At 45.9% G+C, this 25,336-nt stretch carries 19 protein-coding genes; 10 read left to right on the top strand and 9 right to left on the bottom strand.

The features are described from left to right. The first annotated feature begins 102 nt into the window (after nucleotides 1-102). Nucleotides 103-1,365 (top strand): c-type cytochrome, encoded by a 1,263-nt coding sequence (locus RIG68_RS19525; RefSeq protein ID WP_350126073.1) that lies wholly within the window; start codon nucleotides 103-105, stop codon nucleotides 1,363-1,365. Nucleotides 1,366-1,418: 53 nt separating this feature from the next. On the opposite strand, the gene RIG68_RS19520 is transcribed toward RIG68_RS19525, so the two are convergent. From RIG68_RS19520 to RIG68_RS19495, 6 genes are all read right to left on the bottom strand, one after another. Next, nucleotides 1,419-2,714, bottom strand: coding sequence for an aryl-sulfate sulfotransferase (locus RIG68_RS19520; RefSeq protein WP_350126070.1), 1,296 nt, complete (start codon nucleotides 2,712-2,714; stop codon nucleotides 1,419-1,421). A 224-nt stretch (nucleotides 2,715-2,938) separates the two neighbouring features. Beyond that, nucleotides 2,939-3,898 (bottom strand): hypothetical protein, encoded by a 960-nt coding sequence (locus tag RIG68_RS19515; RefSeq protein ID WP_350126068.1) that lies wholly within the window; start codon nucleotides 3,896-3,898, stop codon nucleotides 2,939-2,941. 18 nt (nucleotides 3,899-3,916) lie between these two features. Continuing rightward, nucleotides 3,917-5,650, bottom strand: a complete 1,734-nt coding sequence (locus RIG68_RS19510; protein WP_350126065.1) for a SusD/RagB family nutrient-binding outer membrane lipoprotein — start codon at nucleotides 5,648-5,650, stop codon at nucleotides 3,917-3,919. A 27-nt stretch (nucleotides 5,651-5,677) separates the two neighbouring features. Beyond that, the gene (locus tag RIG68_RS19505) at nucleotides 5,678-8,983 is read right to left on the bottom strand and encodes a SusC/RagA family TonB-linked outer membrane protein (protein WP_152000644.1); all 3,306 of its coding nucleotides are present in this window, start codon (nucleotides 8,981-8,983) and stop codon (nucleotides 5,678-5,680) included. Nucleotides 8,984-9,245: 262 nt separating this feature from the next. Continuing rightward, nucleotides 9,246-13,310 carry a VPS10 domain-containing protein gene (locus RIG68_RS19500; protein WP_350126062.1) on the bottom strand — a complete coding sequence of 1,355 codons (4,065 nt, stop codon included), beginning with the start codon at nucleotides 13,308-13,310 and terminating at the stop codon, nucleotides 9,246-9,248. Nucleotides 13,311-13,337: 27 nt separating this feature from the next. Then, the gene (locus tag RIG68_RS19495; protein WP_350126059.1) at nucleotides 13,338-15,263 is read right to left on the bottom strand and encodes an OmpA family protein; all 1,926 of its coding nucleotides are present in this window, start codon (nucleotides 15,261-15,263) and stop codon (nucleotides 13,338-13,340) included. Between the two features lie 90 nt (nucleotides 15,264-15,353). Between RIG68_RS19495 and RIG68_RS19490 the strand changes: the two genes are divergently transcribed. Beyond that, entirely contained in the window at nucleotides 15,354-16,037 is a 684-nt protein-coding gene (locus RIG68_RS19490; protein ID WP_350126056.1) for an MORN repeat-containing protein, read from the top strand. 177 nt (nucleotides 16,038-16,214) lie between these two features. Continuing rightward, a complete protein-coding gene (locus tag RIG68_RS19485) occupies nucleotides 16,215-16,901 on the top strand; it encodes an MORN repeat-containing protein (RefSeq protein ID WP_152000648.1) in 687 nt (228 codons plus the stop codon). Nucleotides 16,902-16,913: 12 nt separating this feature from the next. Here RIG68_RS19485 and RIG68_RS19480 read toward each other — a convergent pair whose 3' ends face one another. From RIG68_RS19480 to lepA, 3 genes are read right to left on the bottom strand one after another with little or no spacing between them, the layout of a single operon-like run. Next, nucleotides 16,914-17,495: a 7-carboxy-7-deazaguanine synthase QueE gene (locus RIG68_RS19480; protein ID WP_350126053.1), complete on the bottom strand. Its 582-nt coding sequence runs from the start codon at nucleotides 17,493-17,495 to the stop codon at nucleotides 16,914-16,916. Between the two features lie 37 nt (nucleotides 17,496-17,532). After that, on the bottom strand, nucleotides 17,533-18,411 hold the full coding sequence (locus tag RIG68_RS19475; protein WP_350097383.1) for a bifunctional 5,10-methylenetetrahydrofolate dehydrogenase/5,10-methenyltetrahydrofolate cyclohydrolase: 879 nt from the start codon (nucleotides 18,409-18,411) through the stop codon (nucleotides 17,533-17,535). A gap of 10 nt (nucleotides 18,412-18,421) precedes the next feature. Next, nucleotides 18,422-20,209, bottom strand: coding sequence for a translation elongation factor 4 (gene lepA / locus RIG68_RS19470; protein WP_152000651.1), 1,788 nt, complete (start codon nucleotides 20,207-20,209; stop codon nucleotides 18,422-18,424). Between the two features lie 220 nt (nucleotides 20,210-20,429). Here lepA and RIG68_RS19465 point away from each other — a divergent pair, with 220 nt between their 5' ends. The 7 genes from RIG68_RS19465 (at nucleotide 20,430) to RIG68_RS19435 (ending at nucleotide 25,314) form a co-directional block, all read left to right on the top strand. Next, nucleotides 20,430-21,224 (top strand): hypothetical protein, encoded by a 795-nt coding sequence (locus RIG68_RS19465; RefSeq protein WP_350126050.1) that lies wholly within the window; start codon nucleotides 20,430-20,432, stop codon nucleotides 21,222-21,224. Between the two features lie 74 nt (nucleotides 21,225-21,298). Continuing rightward, on the top strand, nucleotides 21,299-21,823 hold the full coding sequence (locus RIG68_RS19460) for a DUF2911 domain-containing protein (protein WP_350126047.1): 525 nt from the start codon (nucleotides 21,299-21,301) through the stop codon (nucleotides 21,821-21,823). A gap of 154 nt (nucleotides 21,824-21,977) precedes the next feature. Continuing rightward, nucleotides 21,978-22,415: a hypothetical protein gene (locus tag RIG68_RS19455; protein ID WP_350126044.1), complete on the top strand. Its 438-nt coding sequence runs from the start codon at nucleotides 21,978-21,980 to the stop codon at nucleotides 22,413-22,415. Between the two features lie 3 nt (nucleotides 22,416-22,418). Next, nucleotides 22,419-22,811, top strand: a complete 393-nt coding sequence (locus RIG68_RS19450; RefSeq protein ID WP_350126041.1) for a (deoxy)nucleoside triphosphate pyrophosphohydrolase — start codon at nucleotides 22,419-22,421, stop codon at nucleotides 22,809-22,811. A 159-nt stretch (nucleotides 22,812-22,970) separates the two neighbouring features. After that, entirely contained in the window at nucleotides 22,971-23,435 is a 465-nt protein-coding gene (locus tag RIG68_RS19445; RefSeq protein WP_152000656.1) for a CBS domain-containing protein, read from the top strand. Nucleotides 23,436-23,537: 102 nt separating this feature from the next. Further along, nucleotides 23,538-24,740, top strand: coding sequence for an XdhC family protein (locus RIG68_RS19440; protein ID WP_350126038.1), 1,203 nt, complete (start codon nucleotides 23,538-23,540; stop codon nucleotides 24,738-24,740). After that, nucleotides 24,709-25,314: a nucleotidyltransferase family protein gene (locus RIG68_RS19435; RefSeq protein ID WP_350126035.1), complete on the top strand. Its 606-nt coding sequence runs from the start codon at nucleotides 24,709-24,711 to the stop codon at nucleotides 25,312-25,314. The genes RIG68_RS19440 and RIG68_RS19435 overlap by 32 nt, the downstream gene beginning before the upstream one ends. The last annotated feature ends 22 nt before the right edge of the window (nucleotides 25,315-25,336 follow it).

Genomic DNA, 25,336 nt, shown 5'->3' with positions numbered 1-25,336 from the left:
CTTCAAACCATGCAATCTAGCGAAACATGGCCTTAAATAGAAAGTGGGAAATTTTAATGGTTATTTTTTATTAGGTTGGAGGAAAATTGGAGTTTGGCTGATATGAGATTGGAGTTGCCTTACATTAGATCTGCTTCGCTTGTGTTATTGCTGTGGGGTGTCAGCCTTTGCTCGCTGGCCCAAGAAAAAGGGCAGGTTACCTTTTATAAAGACATTCAGCCTATTATTTATCAGAATTGTGCTCCCTGCCACCAGCCGGGTAAGGCCGGCCCGTTCAGTCTTATCACTTATGAGGATGTGAGAAATAAAGCAGACTTCATCGTGTATGTGACCAGCACCCGCTACATGCCCCCGTGGCAGGCTGACCACACCTACCAAACGTATCTGAACGAGCGCAGGCTCACAGATGACGAAATTACCAAGATTCAGGCATGGGTTTCGCAAGGTAAGCTTGAAGGTGATAAAAAAAACGCCAAGAGCATCGAAATCTCTCAGGGCCCGTACCCAGAGCGAGCCCCTGACTACTCGTTCACCATGCAGAAGCCCTTCACGGTTAGTAATTCGGGAAAAGATGACTATCGATTCTTCAACATTCCAACCAACTTAACAGAAGACACCTATCTTGAAGCAATTGAATTTATTCCAGGCAACAAAAGGCTTGTTCACCACAGCCGGGTGATGACTGATACTTCACATATGGTGAGAAATATTGAAGGACTCTCTGCGAACGATTCAGCTATCTGGCAATTCAATAAATATCCTCCGCTCGACAGGTTCCTTTACGGCTGGGTGCCAGGCAACTTTCCCATCTTTTTCCCCAAGGGATCCGGCAAGAAAATCAACAAAGATGTCGACCTCATACTCAACATACATTACGCTCCGTCGTCGGTGGAAGAAGAAGATTTATCGACAATCAATCTATATTTGGCGAAGGGGGAAATAGAAAAAGAGGTCAAAACGATCACCGTAACCGAGGAGTTTATTGTGAATAGGCAATTTTTTATACCCAAAAATACGAAGCCTTACTTCGAAGCAGTTTATCCGATTGAGAGCAACATAGAGGTGATAGCTGTAAACCCTCATATGCACTATCTCGGCGCAAATTTCAAAGCCTTTGCTGTTACGCCCGATAAAAAGGAGATTCCCCTGATCAAGATTGACAAGTGGGATTTCAACTGGCAAACTACCTATCAATTTAAGGAATTGGTCGAAATCCCAAAGGGATCTCTCTTAACCGTGCAGGCCACATTTGACAATACTGCCGGGAATCCTGCCAATCCCACCTTTCCACCAAAGGATGTTACCTATGGGTGGAACACTACCAGCGAAATGCTAAACCTAATCCTTTACTATCTGGAGAAATAGTCGACATCGATCATTCTACTGATGGCTACCTCCTACTAGCCAATAAGCTTACACTAGTGAGTTGACATTCCTTTTAGAAAAGACAAAGCCTCATCGTTTTCGTAATATGCATATCCCCGCCAAAATGTAGCGCTAGTATCATTGTACTTCCAAGCTACCTCGCCGCCTGCTGTAACCTCCCAAAAACCGTAGTCCCCCTCACAAATCAAGGTATTTCCATTATTTGTTCTCACCGCACCGGAAATTCGGCCGTACGATAAAAGACTATCGGTAAAACTCCAAACCACTTTGGGTTCGTTGTCCCAATCTGGCAGTATCTGAAGCTCTTCCGGCATCTCAAACTCATACACAGTAGATCGCTTTGCCGTAAGCCCATTTTCGTAAATCAACACATTAGGCATCTGCCGTCCTTCCTTCCTCAATAAGTTAGGAAAGTGTATTCTATCAAACAATCTCGTGCCTTTGGCATTGCCATATGCTTCGGGGTTTCCAAACCTATATATCAGGTTACCTCCCTTGCCAAATTTGCCACCACTACTACCTCTGGCCTCTTCTGTGCTGGCGCTATGATCGACCACCCATACTTCACTAAAGTAATTTACACTAATGAAAATCAAATCGTTCTCCAGATCGTAGTCTATACCATTAGCATGCATTAGATCACCATCTGGGCGCAATAAATAGTTGATATTTATCTTGTCCGGCCTCTCAGCAACCACTCCGTAGGTAGGCGCTCCATTTAGCTTATCCTGGACAATATGATCCCAGCTACGCCATTCCCAAACCACCTCTCTGGTAGCTGTATCAATTTCCACCACCTTTTCCGGGTAAATATCATAGCTAACACTAGCACCGGCCTTCTTTGCTGTAACAGAGTCAATTTTCTCCCAGGCTAGAAAAAGGATGTTGCCGTTTGGCAAAAGCGTCAAGTCGTGGTGTGCAAGCAGATCGTCTGATACGTATTGGAATTCCCAATCGACAGAACTATCGGGGTTGATGATTTGAATGACACCCCCATATCCACCACCAAAACTAAAGCCTGGGGTAGGCGCTTTGAACATTCCAAGAAGCTTACCATTAGGAAGTAGCTCGATATCAGCACCAAGTGACAAACCAAATGTCCATGTATAGAGTCTCTTTCCTGCTTTACTAATCAGATATGCCGAAGTACCTCCACTTTCCACCACAAAAACTGAACTACTGTCTATTAAATCCGGGTTGTAGACTTTAACGGTACTAGCCAAGGGTGGAACAACACTTATAGCATGTTTACTAGTATCAGAAGAGCCCTGGCAGGCGCACATCACTGCAATAAGGCTGACAACAGCCAAAATGTCCAATCTTTTCATATCATTGAAACTTCTCTAACAAACAGCTACAAAACATGTTGCCCCAGCAGGTAAATCAGGAGACATCAACATCTACTAACATAGTCTTCAAATTTCCAAGCACTCGTGACCGCTCTTTTAGCGAAAGAAATATTCGGTTCTGCTTTACCACACAAATTCAGCGATTGAGGCAAAAAAAAGCCATCTAACAAGTTAGATGGCTTTTTACTATCAAAAACAAATCGTTATTCGTTACAAAGATCAAGCTTAACGGCACCGATCGGAGGAGATGGGCCCCATGCAGCAATCACGTTGCCAGAAGGCGACTTGATTGTAAATGAAGCTTCTGAATCCCAATCGCCGGAAGTATACTCAAACGTTAAACTGGTTGTGCCAGCTGGAACGCTTACAGTATAAGTGGCACCAGCACCCTGAGCAGCGCTTACAGTATAAACTGTTGGTGTTCCGTCAATTTTAACAACCAACGTTGCACCATTCCAACCGTCGCCATATGAATCGACCAAAGTCAATACATAATCGCCCTGAGGGTTTACGATGGCAGGGGCACACACGATAGCCCAAGCATATGAACAGTTAGACCCAGGAAATTCAGTACAAACTGAAGGAGACCATGAATCAAACAACCTACCATCGGCAGTAGTCAACTCCCAACGGATTGAGAAAGAGTCGCCAGGAACAAACTTAAAGTTTGTGCTACTGGCTCTTCTATTTGGCTTGTCAGGGTTACCCCAAACTGGCGTAGCTGTACCGTCCTTGTCGTAGTCAAAGGAAGAGTCCTTAAACATCTCATACATATCATCCTGAGAAATCGAGAATGACGTTGTCACTTTGTTGGCAGGCACTGCGGCTCCTTCTATAGTTAAGAAAGAAACTCCGTCTGCACCACCATAGTTAGCGACCGCCGGGTTGCCATCAGGATCAGTGTAGGCTTCGCTGAAATATGCGAAAATCTCTATTTTAGTCACTGTGTTCTCGCCATCAATAGAGTTCCACAGCATATCAAAGGTAATGTCCTGTGCAGCGTTACCGCTTAGAAAGTCACCTTTGGAGCCTTCAGCTACCACTGTATATGCATTGACACCTGATTCCCAATCGGGTAGTACCACCAAATCCTCGTCTTTACAGGCAGGGATAACAACCACCATTGCCAGCAATACCAGGATATATTTATTTAGTTTTTTCATAATTGTCTAATTAACTAATTAAAACTGAAACTTAAGTGTATCCCAGAACACTGCAGCCGAAGGATTGTCATAAATGATAACCGGCGTCTTGCTATTCAGGTTAAGCTCATCCTGCGCATACGGGAAACGTAACGCAAACTGACGAGGCAACTGAAGCGGTGTCTGAATATCAGCTGGAAGCCCTGTTCTACGGAAGGCATTATACTGCTCAATGCCATTCCCGAAGTTAGCAAACCATGCTTGCTTCAGTACATAACCTAGCCTTGCGGTCTCACTACCCCCTGTAGGGTAAGCGTCAATAACCTCAGCCCTAAGAGCAGCTCTGGTCTTGAATGTAACAGGCCAGCTATAGGCAGTGCCCCACGTAGACTCATCAGCCGCTACTGTTTGACCACGAGAACCAAAATCCCAAACTTTGTTCATTTGATCAGTCAATGCAGAGTTAAGCAGAGCAGACTCGCTGGCTGCCACTTTTGATATGTCAGTTCCCAAAGTGATGGAAGCTTCCAAAAGATAGAACTTAGTCATCCAGCTTGTTAGCATAGGAAAGTAACCTATACTTGAACCCCTATTGCCTCCGCCCGAACCAGACGTAGCATCAAACACACCACCGGCTGGATAAGAACCAGGGATAGTCCTGATAGGGTTGTCGTTAGGAATACCTGATGGATCAGCTCTGTCCCTCCCGAATATACCTGCCAGATAAGCCTCCTCAGATGAAGAAAGTCCATCCGGGTCTGACCCAAACAAGGCATTGGTAATATTAGGATTTAGCACAAAGTATCCGTAAGTACAATCTGTTCTCTGAGAGCAAGGGATCGTTTGCTTGTCTGTCGGATCGTCAGGATTTAGCACAGTTGTTGTTTGGCGGTGAAAGTAGAACGGAAACCTTGGGTCGCCATTCACCAACATCTCGTACATAAACTGGTGTCCAAAGTAGTTAAAACCAGCTTCTCCACCAGCATATGCAGCCTGGTACCATGGATGTCTAAAATCAGGCGTAACTGCAGTTGGAAACTCGTATTGAAAATCATCAGCCGCACTGGTGATCAAATCGTTTTCCGTAACCAGCGCCTGAATTTGGCCAGCTACATCGCTAACGTTCCTTGTTTGAAGCAACAGCCTCAACTTCATAGTTTTGGCTAGTTTTCTCCAACGAGTCATGTTACCGTTGTAGATAAGATCACCTCTTACAGCCACTGTGCTTGTTAGAGCAAAGTTAGCAATAGCCTGATCCAACAAACTCAAACAGTCGGCATAGATGGCAGCATCATCATCATAAACAGGCTCCTTGATTGGTGTTTCAGCATCTCCTTTAAACGCTTCCGTGTAAGGAACGTCTCCAAAGAAGTCTACCATCGTACTGAAATAATAAGCCTTCAGCACCTGGCCAATGCCAAGGTAACGGGGGTTATTTCCCTGTGCTTCTGCAGCCGCAACCAACTCGTTTAGGTCCTTAAGAGGGCCGCTGTAGAGAAAATTCCAAGTACCATTCCATGACGCATTGCTGAAATTAAAATTATCACTATTATCAGTCTGTGCCATGAACCCGGTAGAAGCACCATTGAATCCACCAGCCAACGAGGAAGACATGTTCGACAACACATTGGCCAGCAGAAGATCAACCGCTGCCTCTGATGGGTTGTTAGGATCTGTGTTGACATCCAAATCGAAGATGTCGCACGAAGAAACAGAGAACAAAAGTATTAGCGACATAAATGCAGCTAAAGCTTTTCTATGTAATTTTTTCATATGTTCATTCATTTTATTAAGCCTCAATTAGAAGCTAAGTGAAACATTGAAGCCATAACGACGAGTAGTAGGTGTCGCTCCGTACTCGAATCCTTGCTGATTAGAGTCTGCCGTCGCTGTCAATTGTTCAGGATCCAGATTCAAGCCTTCTAATACGTTAGGCGCACGGAACCAAAGGTTACGACCAGTCAACGAAATGGAAGCTCTTCCAAAAGGTGTACCATCAAGAATTGATTTTGGAAGTGAATAGCCAAGGCTCAACTCACGCAAACGAATAACCGTTCCATCATATACGTTTACCTCATCCTGTCCGTAAGCACCCCATCCGTTAGAGAAGTGGGAGTCAAAAGCAGTAATTGGTGTAGTATTGCGAATTTTGTTACCGTTCTCATCAAGAGTAGCAGCATAAGTTTGGTTGCTTCCATAAACACCTGGTACCACTCTCAGACCTTCACGATCAACAGAGTTAGCCAGCTGACCACGAAGCATCAAAGAAGCTGCAGTAAAGGAATAGAAGTCTCCTCCTTGTTTCCAGTCGATCAACGCCTTCAAAGTAACGCCTTTGAATGAGAATGTGTTTGTCCAACCAAGCGTGAAATCAGGGTTAGGATCACCAATGATTCCTGAAGTCTGCGTTGGGAAAGGAAGGCCGGTGTTTTTGTCGATCAAAATATTGCCTTCATCGTCTCTTGCATTGCTCGTTCCAAAGATCTGTCCGTAAGGAGCACCATTTCTATGGATCGTTCCGAAAGTAGAACCTGCTCCACCGATGAAGATTTCACCACTTGGGCCTGCATCAACAATTTCAGATTTGATTTTCGTGAATGCGAAGTAAGAATTCCAGGTAAAGCTATTGGACAGCTTAACAGGAGTCACGTCAAGGCCGATTTCCCAACCTTTGTTAGTCAACTCTCCGATGTTTACAATCTCCTGAGTAAAACCAGTTGAGCGTGAAACGGCAGCACTGGCTATCTGGTCAGTAGAACTTCTGGAGAAGTATGTCACATCCAAACCAATGATGTTATTCAAAACTCTGGCTTCGGCACCTACCTCAAACTCGTCTGTAAACTCTGGCTTAAGCGTTGCGTTTCCGAGGGTGTTACCCAAAGTTGCTGTATTGAAAACACCTGAATACCTGGGAGAAGCAATCGGCAGACCCAATGCGTAGACAGTTCTAACCTGATAAGGGTCAGCATCTCTACCCACTTTAGTTTGTGCTACACGCAACTTTGCAAAGTTGATGAATGACGGCATAGTCACCGCATCGCTCAACACAAACGAAAGGCTTGCGCCTGGATAGAAATAGTTGTTCGCTCCCTGAGGAAGTGTAGACGACCAGTCATTACGACCTACCACGTTAAGGAAAAGAAAATCCTTGTAAGAAAGAGAAAGATCAGAATAAACACCGATAAGTCTTCTCAATCTGTCAAAGTCTCTAAGTACAATCTGAGTAGAAGTTGCATTTGTCTTCAACAGGCTAGCTGTGATTACGTTAGCACCACCAATCGTTCTTCTTGAATACTTTCTTTCGTTGGCATTCATACCTACCAAAGCACGGAAGCTAAGGTCTTCGTTGATGTCCTTGCTGAACGTCATGATCAGGTTATAATCCTGCTCAGTGTTGGAGATATCGTCTGTAGTAACACCACCGTTAGGAACGGCAATTCCACCTGGTCTTATCAAATCTCTTCTGAAATCATGGTAAGTATTAACACCACCTTTTAAAGTTACGTTGAACCACTCAGTGACATCGTAGCCGGCGGTAATGTTACCATACACACGGTTTACATTACTTTCATAGAGGTTGTTTTTGGCAATCCAACGTGGATTATCAAGTGCTCTATAAAATATATTAGAACCATCAACAGGGTGTTCAAATGGCAGACCATTCAAGTCGAAGTTTCTTGGAAGGTAAAACAAACGAGCAAAAATTGAGTTTGTCGCTTGTCCACCATAGTAGTCAGAGAATGCACTGGCACCTGACTGTGGAGAAACCTGATTTGTATTTACATAGTTTACTGTACCTGAAACAAATAATCCGTTATCAAGCTGACCATTACCACCAAAGAAAAGAGTAGTTCTGTCGATAGTTTGATTAGGAACGATACCTTCCTGATTCATTCTTGAGAAGCCAGTATTGATACTAGCTTTTTCCGAACCAGATGAAAGTGTTACCCCATTCTCGACTACACGGCCTGTTTGGAAAAATTCACCGATGATATCATGTGGCTCTATTTTGTAAGGTGCGGATACGCTTCTTACAGAGCCATCAGGCATTGTGTAATCCTGCATCAAATCAGGGAACAAGCCTGGGTATCTGTTGCTTATCGGGTTACTAGCTGTGCCGTCAGGATAAGGAGCACCATCAGGGTACAAAGAGTAAGTCTTGGTGTAGTTAGTGCCATACTGCTGGTTGATCTGATCAACGTAGTCAGGCATAGGAGCACCCCAGTTACCGATGAAACCACCGTTGTATACCTGGTTAGAACCCTGAGTATACACATCCTGATAGTCAGGAATACCGGAAATCTCCTGCCAGTTGACAGAGCCATTGTAGCTGATCTCCATTCCCTTCTTAGTATTTTTCTTGCTTGCTTTGGTTGTGATTACCACAACACCGTTTGTCGCTCTAGAACCATAAAGCGCCGACGCCGCAGCACCCTTAAGGATAGAAATACTTTCGATGTTGTTTGGATCAATATCAAATGCACGGTTAGAAGTAACTGTGTTTGATCCTGGATCATCATTACCGTTCACACTGTTGTCGAATGGAATACCGTCAACAATGAAAAGTGGCTGGGAGTTACCAGTCATTGAAGAAATACCACGAATGTTGATCTTAGTGGATGAACCGGGCGCACCGTTACCACCTGTGATGTTAACACCTGGCATTTTTCCCTGCATAGCACGCAGAGGATCTGGCTCAGCACGCTGAGATACCTGATCAGATGAAAGGTTGGCTACGGAATAACCGAGTGCCTTCTTCTCTCTCTCAATACCCACAGCTGTTACAACTACTTCAGTCAATTGCTTAACGTCAGATGCCATTGCAACATCAATAACTGATCTTGCACCAATTTCAGATTCCTGAGTGGTGAGACCAATAAAAGAAAATACGAGCGTTCCGCCTGCTGCAGGAACACTAATTTTGTAGTTACCATCAATGTCAGTGATGGTACCTACGGTTGTACCTTTAAGTACAACGTTCACACCGGGTAGAGAAGAACCATCATCCGTAGATGTGATTGTTCCTGACACCACCCTGTCTTGGGCCCAGACTTCGGATACGAAGACTGAAACCAGCATGAAACATAGTAGTAGAATCCTCTTCATACTGTTTTGTTTAAAGTTGGAAATAGGTAATAGTTTTCGATTGTAAGTAAACTCAAACTTAAAGTTTTTCACTGAAATCTCAAAAAAATCTAAGATTCTTTCGTGGCGTCACATTATATCAAATCAAGCGTTGTGAAATTTTCAAAACCCACATAAAATGCTGTTTTGCTTAATTTAATTTTTCGAGATCACGCAAATTGGGGGAGGTCGCCGAACAATATTTTGAGAATGTTAAGAAAAGTAAACTTGGAATAATCAATTTTTATTCTTTCAGTAATCGGAATTTTTTTTCGCCGTCGGCAAAATGGGCAATTAAGATGTAAATGCCCGGTTCTAAAGTGGTAAGGTTAACTTCTGTACTCTTTGAAATAACATTCATTTCCTTTTGAAGCATTTTTTGTCCGCCCATGTTAAGGATAGTTACACCAAGTAGTCCCCTGTATCTGTCAGGATGCCCCAGAGTGACGAAATTACCAGCAGGATTGGGGTATAAGCTCCATGTGTCAAGGCTATTTCCTGTGGCAGTCAGGGTGTTGTCGCTTTCTGTCTGAATCTTGAGGTCGTCGATGGACCAGCCCCAGGCGTTACTGAGTTGATCTGAAAAAAGTCTGAATCGAAAGATGACTGTGTCACCTTCGTTAAAGGTGTCGAGCAAATTAACAGAATGCTGCACGTACAGCCCTTCATTGCCCTTGCCCTCGTTATCGTAAGTGCTCAGCCAGGCTGCGTTATAACTTGCGTCATACCCATCCTCAATGGGCGTCCAGTTTGCTCCGTCTGTAGAGCCCTCCACTACAACAAAATCGTAGAATTCATCGTCTCCGAACACAGTTCCTGTTTCGCCGGTTTCAATAATGGCTATGTCACGGTACTTGAAGGTTGGGTTTTCGGCATTGATGACGATAGGGGTTAGCAGTTTGTAGATGTACGTGGTGTCTTCATCATAAGAATGCCTGGAGTGAATAGCCGACGACAAAAAACCAACCGGCGTGGCCACTGAAAAGCCATTGCCTGTAAAGTCGTTTGCCGCCAAAGGGTCATCAAAGGTGCTGGAATAGCTCAATGACGGAGCCCTGAGATCCGACACCGCAGACTTCGAAATGGACACAAACTCTTTGCCTGATTTAAATGAGCGAAGAACCACCTCTATCTCACTTTCTCCATCAATGAAAAAATCAATACTTGTGTCTCCCGCAGTATTGGGGCCAAGCGTTTTGGTTGCCTGATTATTTACGAGCACCTGAGTGCTGTCGTAAGTCGACCGTAGCTGAGCCTCCAGATTAACAAGGCCCGACGGCTTCACACCAAGCGATTGGATAAAGGGAGCCATCGTAACCTGTGGAACATTGGAAAGCTGTGCTGTATAAATACCTCTTCCGTGGGTGGCTATCACCACCTGATCATCCACCACCTTCATTTCCCAAACTGACACCGCTGGTAAACCAACCAGGCGTGTCCATGATTGGCCAGCGTCAGCACTTTCGAAAATACCTATTTCTGTTCCCGCCCAAATAACTGATGGATCGTTTGGTAGCACCAAAAGAGAATACACCGCTACGTCCGGAAATCCTGCTACTCCACTGGTGCTACTTTCGAAGCCAGAAAGATCCTGCCATGTTTGCCCCAAGTCGGTTGTCCTTACCACTTTTGGCAGCCCGGCGTATGAAAAAAGCACATAAGCCGTGCTGTCTTCAGTTGGGTGAGTGGCAATGCCCGTGATCACGCCTTTGAGCTGCGCATTGCCTGTGTAGTTGTTTACTTTTTTTAAAGTTTTTCCTCTGTCGGTGGATACTTGCAAGGTTTGATTGGAAGACATAGCGCCTCCTGCCCAAACGATCATTGAGTTGGCCTGAGAGACTTCAACGTTGGTGAACGAACCTCTGTATGACCAATCTGTGTCCATTTGGCCCGACACCCACTTATCGCCAAAGTCGGTTGACCTGTAAATTCCGTTTGTGCCAACACAGAAAAGTACTTCAGGCACAGATTTGGAGTTTCCCAGCCTTGAGAAAAAGGGGAAGTCAGTCTCTGTGTCGTCCTGAGGCAAACCGGAGACGGCAGGGATCCAGCTGCCAGGGGCGCCAAAGTTGGAAGACTTAAAAAAAGTATTGAACTGAGCAGACCCTATTACCTGCGCAGCATTTCCGTAGTTCCAGACTGCATCGAAGCCGTCGCCACCAATCACCCGTGTGTAGCTCGCATTGCCGCCAGGTGAGGTACCCTCCTGAGAGATGTTGGTCGAGTTATCCTGAAGGCCTCCAATATATTGGTCTACGCCTGGTCGCTTATCCACTCCGTAAAATTGCCCCGTAACCATGCCCGTTCCCGAAAATGTCCAATCTCCATTGGCGGTACCCGGGTCTTTGCTTACGGTCGAATGATAAACGCCACCATCGTTACTCGAAATTATTCTGAATGTAGAGTCCGAGGTGGAAATTGTGCCTGCTGTCAATGAATGATGGTCAACATGGATGGAGGAAGTGGGGTTAATGACACTCCCCCCTGAAAATTCGGTATGTTCTCCATAACCATCGGCCACAATAGTTACTTGCTTTTTGAGCTTGCTTATGCTTGAAAATGTGATATTCAACTTTGAGTCCGGAAGGCTCTTGGGACTCCAGGCGCCCCCGCTAGCCAGCACCGGCCAAAGGTTGAGTTCCATCTGGTACTCATGACCACCATTTTTTGCAATCTCAGCATCTACTGTCGTTGAATAATCGACTAGATGAACAAAGAGGTACTCCCTGCTGTGCGTGCTACCGTCTCCTTCGGTGTTGGCTCCAATCAGTGTGAATTCCCCATCTTCCTGCTGGTCCCGAAATGAAGCCATCAGCTGCCTGTTATTGGTAACGTCCCAAACCTGAAAAGGGACTTCCACATAGTCTTTGTACAGGTACTGGGCTGCTGGCACTCCTGCACCCTGCTTGTTCACAGTGAATCTGGCTGCAAGCTGGTTGATGCCTGGCCCGAATCTTATTTCCACATCCACCAGTTCCTCAGCGGCAACGTCCCCGATTTCCAGCCCGGGCAAGTTGTTGCCATTGAACGGCGTGAAATCGATAAACGATGAGGTACCAGTTTTTTCGAACGCCTCGACCGACTTTATAAGAGAAGGAGCGGAAGAGTCGATAGTGAATTTGAAGATGTTGACACCTGCCACGTACACCACATTGTCGAGAAAGGGATGGAACATGATGGCGTTGTCGTAGTCGCCCTGCTCAAGAAAGTCAAAGTTGTTTTCGTCCTTCTCGGAAACATAAGCCCAGCTAGTTCCACCATCTTCGCTGATGAAAAGATCGGCACCTGCCTCTCCGCTCAGGCTTCCTTCGGCTGAGGCTGCTACTTTTAGCGGACTTTTTGCTGACACAGCCAATTCAATTCTTCCCGAGGACTTAAGGTTGGATGATGTGGCTGACCAGGTAGCACCTGCATCCGTAGATTTTAAAACACCTACCGCCCGCACGGCCGCATACTGCACCGAAAAATCGCCAGGTGCCGCTATTACCTGCTGAACGGGCTCATCGGAGGTGTACACCTTCGTCCATGTAGTTCCGCCGTCAGTGCTTCTGAAGATACCGGAAGTGGCTGTATTGAATGTGTTGGTTGATGTATTAGCACAGGCTATTACCAGGTTGGGGTTGTTTGGATCAACAATGATCCTGTTGACCACCCGGAACGAATTGTCAGCAACTGTTGAAGTTAACTGCACCCAGCTGGCTCCACCGTCGGTCGACTTAAAAATGCCGGCGCCACCGATGCCATCGAGGTTCCCAAAGCCTTCGCCCGTACCGGCATAAATAATTGCCGGACTGGTGGCGCAAACCGCCAGCGTAGCCGCAGCCAGGTTGGGCAAGTCGGGCGTCATATTTGTCCAGCTGGCGCCACTGTCTGTAGTTTTCCAGACACCGCCACCGGCAGACCCAGCCAGCCAGGTGTTGCCCGTGGCATCGTTTGGCATGACAACAAGTGCCCTTGTTCTGCCGGGTATGTTTCCAGGCCCCCTGGACTTCCAGTCCAGCACTGTCCCCAAAGTTCTGAAATTGGCCATTCTTGCCGTCGACCTTTCCAGCTCCTTTAGCTTATAATTAAAATCATATTCGGGGCCAGGCTTGCCGTCAGGTGTTCGCAACAGTCGGTGGAATTCAGCAAATCTGGAATAGCCATCCTGTTTTTCTTCACCCTCCCCTTCCTCGCTGATTTTCTCCAACAATCTTTGGTGCTTGATACTAAGCTTGGGCTGAATTTTGTTTAAAACTGGCGCCTGCTGCTTTAAAAAGACGGCCACCGTAGCGACAAGGCAAAGGCCTGCGGTTAAAACTCTCTTCATTTGGATCCCCATGTGCTGGTTAATGTGCTAAAGTATTCTGAACTCAATTCTTCTGTTAAGCTGCTTTCCTTCTTCCGTGCTATTGTCAACTTTGGGTTTGGTTGATCCGTACCCTTTGTATTGAAGCCTTTCCTTTGGGATTCCCGCCTTGACTAAAAAATCATAAACCGATTTTGCCCTATTTGTCGACAGTTCCAAGTTGTGAGAAGTACTGCCCGTATTGTCAGTGTGCCCTTCTATTTCCATCCTTATCTGCTCGTTGTCTTTCAAAAACTTTATCACCTCGTCCAATTCTGTTTTAGATTTCTCTTTCAGCACATATTGGTCAACATCGAAAAATATATTCTTAAGTACCGACGTAGCTCCTGCTTTAATAGGCGTCAAATAGATATCAAGGACTTCAGGCTCCCTTGACTTTTTTTCCAGATAGTTAAATGTAAGGTTTTCAAACAGATAGCCTTTGCGGGTAACGTAAATAGAATACTCCTTGCCCTCGGTAAGCACAACAAAATATTTTCCATCCACCTTGTCGGAAGTAGCTTTGTAGTTAAGGGACGCATCGTTGATGTCGAACATCTCAATGGACGCTCCCAGTGGCTTTTTGGTCTCTATATCCATTACCCTGCCTGTGAGAAAATTACTTTTGTTTTGCACCCGAATTTCCTCAGGCACGTCAAATGTGTACAATGAGCTTTGAAAATCCCGGTTATTCTCTATCACTTCATGAGAGTAATAGGCTTTGGTGCCGTCAGAGGTGATAACCAGCGATACCTGATCGTCCTTGGTATTGATAGGGTAGCCAAGGTTCTTTGGCTGTGACCACTCAAGCCCATTTTTTTCACTCAGAAACAAGTCGTACTTACCAAGCCCCTTATGCCCTGACGAGGAGAAGTACAAAGACTGGCCGTTGACGTGAATGAAGGGAGAAAGGTCATCGCCTTCCGTGTTGATAACGGGGCCGAGGTTCACCGGCTCCATCCAGTTGTCACGAGCCGACAGGGTGCTGACCCAAATATCTCTTTTCCCCTGCCCTCCCCTTCGGTCGCTCACAAAATAGAGTGTGCGACCGTCAGCCGATAGCGATGGTTGCGACTCCCAGCCGGAAGAATTGATTGGCTGGCCAATATTCTGAGGCTTGCCCCATGTATCTCCTTCCTTTTGAACAAAATAAAGATCGCAGCTCCCAAACCCTCCAGGTGCCTGGCAGGAAGTGAAAATCAGCATACGACCATCAGCAGAAACCGAACTAGTGCCTTCGTTCCTGTGTGAGTTAATCAGATCGGAAATGGGCTCTGGTTCCGACCAAACGCCTTCATCATTTTGCTCCGTTACATAAATATCCTCATCGTCGTTGGCTGTGTTACCTTTCCGAACAGTGAAGAAAAGCTGCTTCCCATCAGCCGTAACGGCCGGAAAGTACTGCATCACATACTTGTTGAGCGGAGCAGGCAGGGGCTCCGGATTGAACGGCAAGGGGTTACTCATCAGGTCGAGCGCAAAATCAATATTCTTGATAAGATCCATCGCCAAGCCCTCTCTCCCTGCATTGTTTGGGTTGGTTTGAATATACCTTGAGAGGTATTTCCTAGCCTCCTTATATTCGCCATTGTCGTAAATCATCAGGCCAAGGGCAAAGTAGGTGTCAAAATTTAGTTTATTAAGTGAGTCCACCGCCAGCGCTTCCCGGTACTGTGTCTCGGCAAGATCGTATCTCAGCAGCACCTTATAGGCTGAAGCAAGTCGCAGGTGAGCCTCTATAAATGAGGGATCACGCAACAAGGCACTTTGCAGTGATTCAATACCGCCATTGAAGTCACGGCCTCTGATCTGCAAGGCCGATTGTTCATAATATTTTATGGCTTTTTTATCTTCGGTGGTATAAGTGGACTGGGCAGCCATGTCAGCTACACCGAAGATTAGTATCACCACCAAAAGAGAAGCAAATCGTATCATCACACTAAATTAGCTATTATCCTATTATAAAAAATTGAATACATAACGGCAGAAGCCATAGATTTGTCTTCAACATCTATTTAAAGTATCATGATCAAAAGCTTTATCATTCTCGTAATTGTGTTTCTTGGTGATCAAGCCATTTCACCTGTAAAAGACTGCGAAGTACTTCTGGAAACTATTTCGGGCACTTACGATGGTGACTGTAAAAAAGGGCTGGCTGAGGGAACGGGTACTGCTAAAGGCATTGACACCTATATCGGTGAGTTCAAAAAAGGGCTGCCCGAAGGACAGGGGCGATACATTTGGAAGAATGGTGACTATTTCTCGGGTGACTTTGTAAAAGGTGTGAAAGAAGGCTATGGAGAAATGAAGATGAAAAGGGAAGGTCAAAAGGACAGCCTTCTTGCAGGATACTGGATCAAAGATATTTTCGTAGGGGCTTCAAATTTGCCCTACAGAGAATCGCACTCCAGCAATATCAAAAGTGTAATGATTGAAGAAATAACTGAGAACGGGTCGGAAATAATGATTGTTTATGCCAGGAACAAGCAATCGGTAGTGGCAGACGGGCTGAGGTTGGTGAGTGATCAGGAGGTTAAGCCGTTGTCGGAATTTGAATACACCGTGCTGCGCAAGCTGGACTTTCCATTTACTGGTGCAAAACTAGACTTCCGCAGCCAGGCACCGGTTGGTTCTGCCATTTTAGAATACCATGTTGAATTCGACATATTCAAAAAAGCGAGGTGGCTGATCACAATCGAGGTTTATTGAGACTATACTGAGCTTCTCCAAGCTCTTTCAACAAGCGTTTGTCCAAAAAAAAAACTGAATTCTTTGACTCCAGATTGACTTTTCATATAGATTTACTCCCCCTGTTTGGGTTATATTGTATCTTCCAGTAAGTGCTTTTGAAAAGCAACCTGTTGTAGCCTAAAACCTAAACTCAATATGAACACATTTTTTACACTACTTTTTGCCGGGTTGTTTCTTTTTTTAGGGCCGGACCCAACCATTCAGAAAGACTGCGAGGTACTGATGGAAACGCTCGCCCTTGAGTACGATGGTGAATGCAAAAAAGGGCTTGCTCATGGTATTGGTAAGGCACTCGGTTCTCACACCTATGAGGGGAGCTTCAAGAAAGGCTACCCGGACGGCGTAGGCACTTACACCTGGTCGAATGGAAACCTTTATAAGGGTGAATTCAAAAATGGCCTCAAAGATGGTAAGGGTGAGCTCTATATCAGAAAACTTGGCGTGCCAGATAGCATCGTAACCGGCTACTGGGACAAAGACAAGTACGTTGGTGAGTACGTTTCTTCTTACACTGTGGGACAAAAGCGGAATATTCTCAGAACAAGGTTTGTGCATATGGCCGACACCCCCAACCAGGTTGAAATACTGATTCAACGAAACGGGCTTCCGATTGGGGTTAGTCAGCTGCAAGCTTCGGCCGACAAGTCACCTATGTTTGAAAGTAGCCAAACTATCGTGGCTTTTACCAAGGTGGTGTATCCGCTGACCAATGCCACTATTAATTTCTATGCGCCCAGCGCTTTCAACTCCTACCAGCTCGACTGCGAGCTAAACTTCGAAATTTACCGGGAAGGGCACTGGCGGATTTTTATACAGATATAGAGCATTCCTGAATTAAGGAATATTCAGGTATTTGTGCACCTGCAGCGAAACCTGCCACTGCGGGTTGGCTTTGATGTAGTCAATGATCAGAGGTGTCACCTTTTCCTGCTGTGACCATTCGGGCTGTAGAAACAGTCGGCAATTTTTGCCAACAAGGGCTCCGTACTTCTCGGCCCATTTAAAGTCTGACTTGTTGTAGACGATCACCTTAAGCTCATCTGCCGCCAAAGCTACTTCTGGAAGCGGCTCTTTGAATTTTTTCGGGGAAAAGCACACCCAGTCCCAACTTCCCGAAAGCGGATAGGCGCCAGACGTTTCGATATGGGTTCTGAATCCATTGTCTTTAAGCTGCCGGGTCAGTTCTTCGAGGTCGTACATCAGGGGTTCTCCACCAGTGACAACAGCCACTCTTGCCGGAAACTGCAAGGCTTCCTTCACCATCCAGGCTACTTCTGTATCCGGATGAGCCTCTGCTTCCCAGCTCTCTTTTACGTCGCACCATATGCAGCCGACGTCGCAGCCACCAAGGCGAATGAAATAGGCCGCATGCCCCTGAAAAGCTCCTTCACCCTGGATGGTGTAGAAAGCTTCCATTAACGGAAGGGCTGTTTTTATTGAAGGCAATATGGTATCAGGCTGTTTCAAGAAGCATTTCGTAGGCACGAAGGGTATTCATCAGCAATGACGCAATGGTCATAGGCCCCACCCCTCCTGGCACTGGAGTAATATAAGACGTTTTTGGCGCTACGTTTTCATAGTCCACATCACCTACCAGCCTGAACCCGGATTTTCTGGTTGGGTCGTCAATTCTTGTAGTTCCCACATCTACAACAACGGCCCCTTCTTTTACCATGTCGGCTGTTACCAGGTGCGGCTTGCCAACTGCCACCAGCAGGATGTCGGCGTTTTTTGTGTATTGAGAAATGTTTTCGGTGTATTTATGGCAAAGCGTCACCGTGGCTTGCCCCTGCTGGGTCATGAGTATGCCCAACGGTGCCCCCACCAGCCTGCTGGCACCCACCACCACACAATATTTCCCTTTGGTTTCAATCTTGTAGCGGTTCAGCAGCTCCATCACCCCAAAAGGTGTAGCTGGCATTAGCAAAGGGGTTTGCGAACCTATACTTCCAAAGTTTTGGTTGGTAAACCCATCGACGTCTTTTTCAGCTGAAATGCTCTCCGTCACCGTTTCTACCGAAATGTGCTCCGGTAAGGGGAGCTGAACAATGAAACCATCGATGTCTGTATCGGCGTTGAATTGTTCAATATGCTTGATGAGCTTTTCCTCTGAGATGGTCTTGGCAAAATGCATGAGCGTGAAGTCGAACCCAACTTCCTTGCACGCTTTGATTTTTCCATTTACATAGGTGTGGCTTGCGCCATCGTCGCCCACGATAATGATAGCCAAATGGGGCGCTCTCTTACCCTGAGCTACCAGTTCGTTTACTTTGGCTGCTATCTCCTGCTTGATCTCTGCAGCTACCTTTTTACCATCAAGTATCTGAGGCATCTCTTATGGTTTAGTCTATTTTCAATACTGCCATAAAGGCTTCCTGCGGAATTTCCACATTGCCTACCTGGCGCATTCGCTTCTTACCTTTTTTCTGCTTTTCGAGCAGCTTACGCTTACGGCTAATATCACCGCCGTAACACTTAGCCAACACGTTTTTGCGCATGGCCTTCACAGTCTCTCTGGAAATAATTTTAGCTCCAATAGCTGCCTGAATGGCTATTTCAAACATTTGGCGTGGCAACAACTCACGCAATTTTTCGCAGAGCTTCTTGCCCCAATCGTAGGCCTTGTCTCTGTGCACAATGGCCGAAAGGGCATCCACCCGCTCTCCATTGAGCATAATATCGAGCTTCACCATGTTCGACTGACGGTAACCTATCAGCTCATAGTCGAGGGAGGCATAGCCCCTTGAAATTGTTTTCAGCTTATCGAAGAAGTCAAATACAATTTCTGAAAGCGGCAACTCGAAGGTTAACTCTACCCTGTCAGAGGTAAGGTATACCTGGTTTTTTATCTCGCCCCTCTTGTCGATACATAGCGAAATGATGGGACCGATATATTCTGATTTACTTATTATTTGGGCTCTGATAAAAGGCTCTTCGATGAAATCTAAAGCAATGGGATCAGGCATTTCCGACGGTGCACTTACTTTCAGCATTTCACCGCCTTTGAGCGTGGCATGGAACCGTACGGAAGGCACCGTGGTGATCACAGTCATATCAAACTCCCGCTCCAGGCGCTCCTGGATAATTTCCATGTGTAGCATACCAAGGAAGCCACACCTAAAGCCAAAGCCAAGAGCTGCTGACGTCTCTGGCTCCCAAACGAGGGACGCATCATTGAGTTGGAGCTTTTCCATTGATGCCCTAAGCTCTTCGTATTCCGAAGTTTCTACCGGGTAGATTCCTGCAAAAACCATTGGCTTCACATCTTCAAAACCCTTGATGGCAACGGCCGCTGGCCTGTCCACATGGGTGATCGTGTCTCCTACTTTTACTTCCTTGGCCACTTTTATGCCAGAGATCAGGTACCCTACATTACCAGCGCTAATTTCTGCTTTTGGTGATTGTTTGAGTTTGAGTACGCCAATTTCGTCCACATCGTAAATGCTGCCGATATTCATGAATTTTACCTTTTCTCCTTTTTTCATGGTGCCATTGAACACCCTGAAAATAACCTCAACGCCTCTGAAAGAGTTGAAAACGGAGTCAAATATCATCGCCTGCAAGGGGCCGTTAGGATCTCCCTTGGGTGGCTTGATCCTCTGAACGATAGCCTCCAGTATCTCGTCTATACCAATACCTTCTTTTCCGCTGGCCAATAGAATCTCTTCCCGGGTACAACCGAGCAATTCCACCACCTGGTCTTTTACCTCCTCCACCATAGCGCCGGGCAAGTCAATTTTGTTGAGCACCGGTATGATCTCGAGGTCGTGATTTAAAGCCAGGTACAGATTGGAAATGGTCTGCGCTTCAATGCCCTGAGATGCATCAACAATCAAAAGTGCCCCTTCGCAGGCGGCAATGGAGCGTGATACCTCGTAAGAAAAGTCAACGTGACCTGGTGTGTCAATCAGGTTGAGCACGTAATCCTTGCCACCGCTCTTGTAGTTCATTTGAATGGCGTGGCTCTTAATGGTGATGCCTCGCTCCCGCTCCAAGTCCATGTTGTCAAGAAGCTGATTCTGCCTTTCCCGATCAGTGATGGTGTGAGTGGCCTCAAGGAGCCTGTCAGCAAGGGTGCTTTTACCGTGATCTATGTGTGCTATTATGCAGAAATTGCGGATGTGATCCATACGTTCCTTTAAAAGTCTGCAAAATTAGGTAATAATTTATGATTTGAAGAGCCTGTGCAAACAAAGTTTGGGATTGTGGAATATCAACTGGCCTGTATTTCAGCGATCTGCAATTTTCTGACAGGCAAAACCGCCATTTTTTTGTGAATTGTGATTTTGAGGTGCAACATTCCAACCATTTGTCACCAAATTTGTCTCTTAATACCAAAAAAAATAGTGTATGAAGAAGATTGCAATCATTGCAGTGGTGGGGTTGGGGTTTTTGTTCTCGTGCAGCCTCGATAGTGACGAATTTCAAGGCCCTATCACAAGCAAAATTAATGTAACAATGCTGGAAGACGTAAGTGGAGAAGATCCATTCTTTCAAATCTTATTTGAGTCAACCAATCTGTATGAATGTTCCAATTACAATATCTTAATGACAGTAGATGCAGATGAAAACAACCTTGATATCGTATTCAATGAGATTTACAAAAACAGTACTTGCCGCTCCGAAACCGGCCCAGCCTACAATGTTTATTCTTTTTCAAAAATTGTAAATGGAACGTACAACTTAAGCCTGAAAGTGAAAGACAAGCCAGCGTCTACAGGCACTCTTGTTATTTCAGACACTGGCTATACGCTGGACATGACGGAAAGCGATGACTTTGCGTTTGTGAACCCCCAGGTTTACCGAATGCCCGAAGGCATACTTTGGGGCAGCATCCAGAAATATTCCGAATCGCAGCAGGCAAATACTCTTGTGGATAACTTTTTTGACCTCCTTAGCGACAACGGGCTTGCCGACACTGCGCTGGTGAAAGGCGACTACACTTATTTTCTTATCGATGAAGAAAATAAAGTATCCCTCAGGCGGGCAAACGCCACTCCCGCTGGCACGTCTGCTTTCGTTTTTTATCTGGACGAAGATTCAGTAAGCAGAAACAATCTGAAAATTGCCATATCAGACTTCAGAGGTAAATACTCACAGTATGTGAAGGTGGATATGTTTGACTGGATCGGAACCATTTATTGAAACGAACATCAAAGCCAAAACATTTTGGGTTGCTGGTTCGTCTACAGTGGTATCCTTTAACTAAATCACAAACCATGAAAACTAGCTACAAAATTTTTGCGCTTTGTTTGGGACTCTTCACCATTGCTTTTGGCAACCTCCTCGCCCAGGACAAACCAAGCCCTGCTGCGTCAGTATCAGAAAAGATAAAGAGTGGAGCCACCGTATCAATCAATTACAGCTCACCTGCTTTGAAGGGCAGAACAATGGGGAAAGACGTGGAGCCAATGGAAGGCAAGGTATGGAGAGCTGGGGCTAACAACGCCACTGTATTCGAAGTTGACAAAGATGTAAAAATAGAAGGCAAGGCACTTCCAGCTGGAAAATACGCATTTTTTACATTGAAAAACGGTGACGACTGGACACTTATCTTCAACAAAACCTGGGACACCTGGGGCGCTTTTGACTACGAAAAAAATAAGGGAGAAGATGCTCTGCAAGTAAGTGTAAAGCCGAAAAAAGCTGCAACTGCCTCCGAAAGGTTGACCTACACGATAGACAAGTCGGGCAAAGTGAGCCTGCTATGGGGCGACCTGGACGTCTCGTTCAACGTAAAATAATCAGACCGAAATCAACAGTAAAAAGCGGGCAGGGCTCGCTTTTTTTTTGTTTTGTCCAGTAGGGATGCAGAGGACTATAACTGTTTATTCCTTAAATTGATGGGGCGAGGGTATCCGGCGTTCCGTCGGCCTACATTTACTCCAAGCTTATCCTATGACAAAAGCGCTATTTTTTCTGACAGTTTTGGTGCTTTTGGACGGATGCTCCAAAGTTGATCCGACGGAGGAAGCCATCAATAGAAAGAATGTTGAGGTCAGTGGCGTCTGGGTTTGGGTAAATACAAAGTACCCTACACCTTTTGGTGCTATCACCGTTAGCACGCTAAAAACAGGTATTCTATATAAGGTGCTTATCTCTGGTAAAAACGCCGAGGTTTTTCGTGAAGACCGCCTGGTTCAAAAGTTTAGCTTCGAGATAAGACGTGCCAACGAGGAGTACTATCTTGACATTTTAACCAAGCAGGAAATAGAGTACTCAGCTATCGATATGCTGGGCGGCAAGATTTCGCTCGACAAGAAAGACCTCACCTTGTCATTTCAAAATAACACTTTCAAATCGGACATGCTGCTCAGCAGAGTAGAGATTTTCTAGCCCATGCTTTCAGTTGTTTGTGCGATTATTATAAGTGGGTCAAAAATTTTGGTAACGAAACGTCCTGCTCACAAAAAAGAGGGCCTCAAATGGGAATTCCCCGGAGGCAAAGTTGAACCGGGAGAAACGGAGCAAGAAGCGCTCACCCGGGAAATCAGGGAAGAGTTGTCCATCGAGGTGAGTCCCATTGAGAAAATTGGCACCGTATCCATAGAGGTGCCCCGCATCGACCTGACAGCTTGGAATTGCCGGTGGATAAGCGGAGACGTGCACCTTACCGAACACCTGGCTTTTGACTGGGTAGATTTCAACAACATGGAGGCTTTGGAATTGAGCAGGGCTGATGTGCTCCTGATCCCTCAAATAAAATCTTATATCGAAGATTTTCTATCGTAAAAATATTATTCTGTAAATTCTGAAATCTCAAAACTATGTACTGATTTTACAGAAAACATAGTCAGTCTAGTTTGAATCCTCCTGATAGTTCCGTAACTTATACTTCCTGATTTATCCAGGCTCATTATATAACCTATCATATCACTTAAACAACTGACAATGAATTTTACTCCCCCAAAAGATACTGGTACTACCAGGACTGTCGAACCCATTAAATACGCCCCCGTTACCGATTACATGGTCAAGGATGTCTTCACTTTTCATCCAGATCAAAATATTCAGGAAGCCATCGACCTTATGTTGGACAAGCGGATATCTGGCGGCCCTGTGTTGAATGACGTCGGCGAGTTGGTAGGAATGCTTTCGGAAAAAGACTGCCTGAGAATTATTATTGATTCTGCTTACCATAATCACCCAAATCACGAGGGGAAAGTAAAAAATTACATGTCGAGAAAAGTGAAAACCATGGATGTTGATAAAGACATTTTTGACGTGGCCAATGAGTTTCTCACTACTCATTTTCGCAGGTTTCCTGTGATTGACAGCAAAGGTGTGCTGAAAGGCCAGATCAGCAGACGGGACATCATGAAAGCAGCAAGAGATTTAAAAGGCACCACCTGGTGAAACTTGATTGGTCTTAAATATGTATTAACTAACCCCTTCATGGGGTTTATTTTTTGAATGGGTGGATAGAATTGATGAAGAGTTGTAAATTGAGTTGATATTATGAAAGAGGCAAAAAGCATCATTGAGGCTTACAGAAAAGTTAATTTTTCAACTCAAAAAGCTGCGTTGGCCACTGTTATGCGGGTGCATGGCTCTTCCTACAGAAGACCGGGTGCGAGAATGCTAATGACGGACGACGGACGCTGGACAGGTGCCATCAGCGGTGGCTGCCTGGAAGGTGACGCACTCCGCAAGGCCCGTCAGGCAATTCTCAACAATCGCCCGTCGCTTGTTACTTACGACACCATGGACGACAATAGCGCCACCAGCCTGGGCGTCGGCCTCGGCTGCAATGGCATCATCGACGTGCTGATTGAGCCCATCAATGAGCTGGATGTTTTCAACTCTATTCACCTGCTTGAAAAGTTCGTAGAGAGAGGTGAGCTGGCTGTGATGGCCACGGTGTTCGACTCTTCTATCGCTGAAAATCCATATCAGGGCCAGCGGTTTTTACTCAATGGATTGGGTGAAAAATACAGTACTATCGGCCATGCAAATTTAGAAGAGCTCATAGCTGCCGATGCTCAAAAAGCCTTTGTGGCCAACCGGCCTGCCATTTGCCAATACACAGTGGACGAGGCCATGGTAGAAGTGTTGGTGGAAACGCTGCACCCCGGCATTCAGTTGGTGGTCTTTGGCGGCGGTTTCGATGCGGCCCCAGTGACTTCGATGGCGAAAAACCTGGGCTGGGCAGTGACAGTGACCGATGACTGTATCGCTCACCTCGGTACTAAGCGTTTTCCTGATGCTGAAAATGTGACTCTCTGCCAGCGAGACCACGTGTCTACTGATATCATATTCAAAAGATTCAGCGCTGCCATTCTTATGTCGCACAATTACAAGTACGATTACGCCGTACTCAAAGAGCTGATCAAAAATCCACCGGCGTACCTGGGGATTATGGGCCCTAAGAAGCGTTTCGATAAAATGGTTGACCAGTTGAAGGAAGAGGGTGTTTACCCTGGAGATGCCTGGGCAGCTACCGTTCACTCACCCATAGGTCTTGACCTGGGCGCAGAAACACCCGACGAAATTGCCCTGTCGGTCATTGCCGAAATTCAGGCGTTTTTCAACAATTCCAAAGGTGGCTATCTGAAGCATCTCAATGGCCCCATACACGACCGCAGTGCTTACGACGACCAACTGCTGAACAATATTTACGAGCAGCTCAATGCCACAAGCTCCAAAAAAGGCAAAGCTTAGCATCGTTCTGCTGGCGGCAGGCTCGTCTTCCCGGCTAGGGCAGGCCAAGCAGCTATTGCCTTTCAAAGACTCGACGTTGGTGCGCCACCGGGTCGCTACAATTGCGAAGGCGTTTGGAGAAGAATACGATATTTTTGTCGTGACCGGAGCCAAGCGGGAAGAAGTTTGCAAAGAACTGACTGGTCTTTCGTACACCGAAGTATACAACGACCAGTTTTCCGAAGGTATGAGCACCTCGATAAAAGCCGGACTAGCGTGCCTTCCAACAGATGCTGAAGCCGTCATGTTTCTGCTTGTGGATCAGCCGTTTGTCTCGGAAAAACACCTCTCAGAAATGGTCGGTAAATGGCTCAACGACCAAAGTAAAGTCTTAGGTGCGGCCTATTCCGGAATCATTGGTGTTCCGGCCATTTTCCCCCGCAGCTATTTCGAACAACTGTTGTTATTGAAAGGCGATCAGGGTGCCAGGAGGATTCTAAAGAATTTATCTGACACCGAAATCGTTAGCTATCCCCTGCCTGAGGCAAGTGTCGACCTTGACACTTTGGAGGACCTGAAGGCTATTGGGCTTTGATCCTGCAAAAGCCTTGCTCCAT

It is taken from the genome of Imperialibacter sp., from assembly GCF_040222385.1.
Classification (GTDB): Bacteria; Bacteroidota; Bacteroidia; order Cytophagales; family Cyclobacteriaceae; genus Imperialibacter.
Note: the sequence above shows the minus strand (reverse complement) of the source record. Positions and strands in the feature narration are given on the sequence as shown.

Coding starts and splice junctions, on each gene's coding strand:
- RIG68_RS19440 (WP_350126038.1), top strand. CDS start 23,538: ATGAAAGAGGCAAAAAGCATCATTGAGGCTTACAGAAAAGTTAATTTT.
- RIG68_RS19490 (WP_350126056.1), top strand. CDS start 15,354: ATGATCAAAAGCTTTATCATTCTCGTAATTGTGTTTCTTGGTGATCAA.
- RIG68_RS19485 (WP_152000648.1), top strand. CDS start 16,215: ATGAACACATTTTTTACACTACTTTTTGCCGGGTTGTTTCTTTTTTTA.
- RIG68_RS19435 (WP_350126035.1), top strand. CDS start 24,709: ATGCCACAAGCTCCAAAAAAGGCAAAGCTTAGCATCGTTCTGCTGGCG.
- RIG68_RS19460 (WP_350126047.1), top strand. CDS start 21,299: ATGAAAACTAGCTACAAAATTTTTGCGCTTTGTTTGGGACTCTTCACC.
- RIG68_RS19525 (WP_350126073.1), top strand. CDS start 103: ATGAGATTGGAGTTGCCTTACATTAGATCTGCTTCGCTTGTGTTATTG.
- RIG68_RS19505 (WP_152000644.1), bottom strand. CDS start 8,983: ATGAAGAGGATTCTACTACTATGTTTCATGCTGGTTTCAGTCTTCGTA.
- RIG68_RS19465 (WP_350126050.1), top strand. CDS start 20,430: ATGAAGAAGATTGCAATCATTGCAGTGGTGGGGTTGGGGTTTTTGTTC.
- RIG68_RS19500 (WP_350126062.1), bottom strand. CDS start 13,310: ATGAAGAGAGTTTTAACCGCAGGCCTTTGCCTTGTCGCTACGGTGGCC.
- RIG68_RS19455 (WP_350126044.1), top strand. CDS start 21,978: ATGACAAAAGCGCTATTTTTTCTGACAGTTTTGGTGCTTTTGGACGGA.
- RIG68_RS19480 (WP_350126053.1), bottom strand. CDS start 17,495: ATGGAAGCTTTCTACACCATCCAGGGTGAAGGAGCTTTTCAGGGGCAT.
- RIG68_RS19520 (WP_350126070.1), bottom strand. CDS start 2,714: ATGAAAAGATTGGACATTTTGGCTGTTGTCAGCCTTATTGCAGTGATG.
- RIG68_RS19495 (WP_350126059.1), bottom strand. CDS start 15,263: ATGATACGATTTGCTTCTCTTTTGGTGGTGATACTAATCTTCGGTGTA.
- RIG68_RS19510 (WP_350126065.1), bottom strand. CDS start 5,650: ATGAAAAAATTACATAGAAAAGCTTTAGCTGCATTTATGTCGCTAATA.
- RIG68_RS19515 (WP_350126068.1), bottom strand. CDS start 3,898: ATGAAAAAACTAAATAAATATATCCTGGTATTGCTGGCAATGGTGGTT.
- lepA (WP_152000651.1), bottom strand. CDS start 20,209: ATGGATCACATCCGCAATTTCTGCATAATAGCACACATAGATCACGGT.
- RIG68_RS19450 (WP_350126041.1), top strand. CDS start 22,419: ATGCTTTCAGTTGTTTGTGCGATTATTATAAGTGGGTCAAAAATTTTG.
- RIG68_RS19445 (WP_152000656.1), top strand. CDS start 22,971: ATGAATTTTACTCCCCCAAAAGATACTGGTACTACCAGGACTGTCGAA.
- RIG68_RS19475 (WP_350097383.1), bottom strand. CDS start 18,411: ATGCCTCAGATACTTGATGGTAAAAAGGTAGCTGCAGAGATCAAGCAG.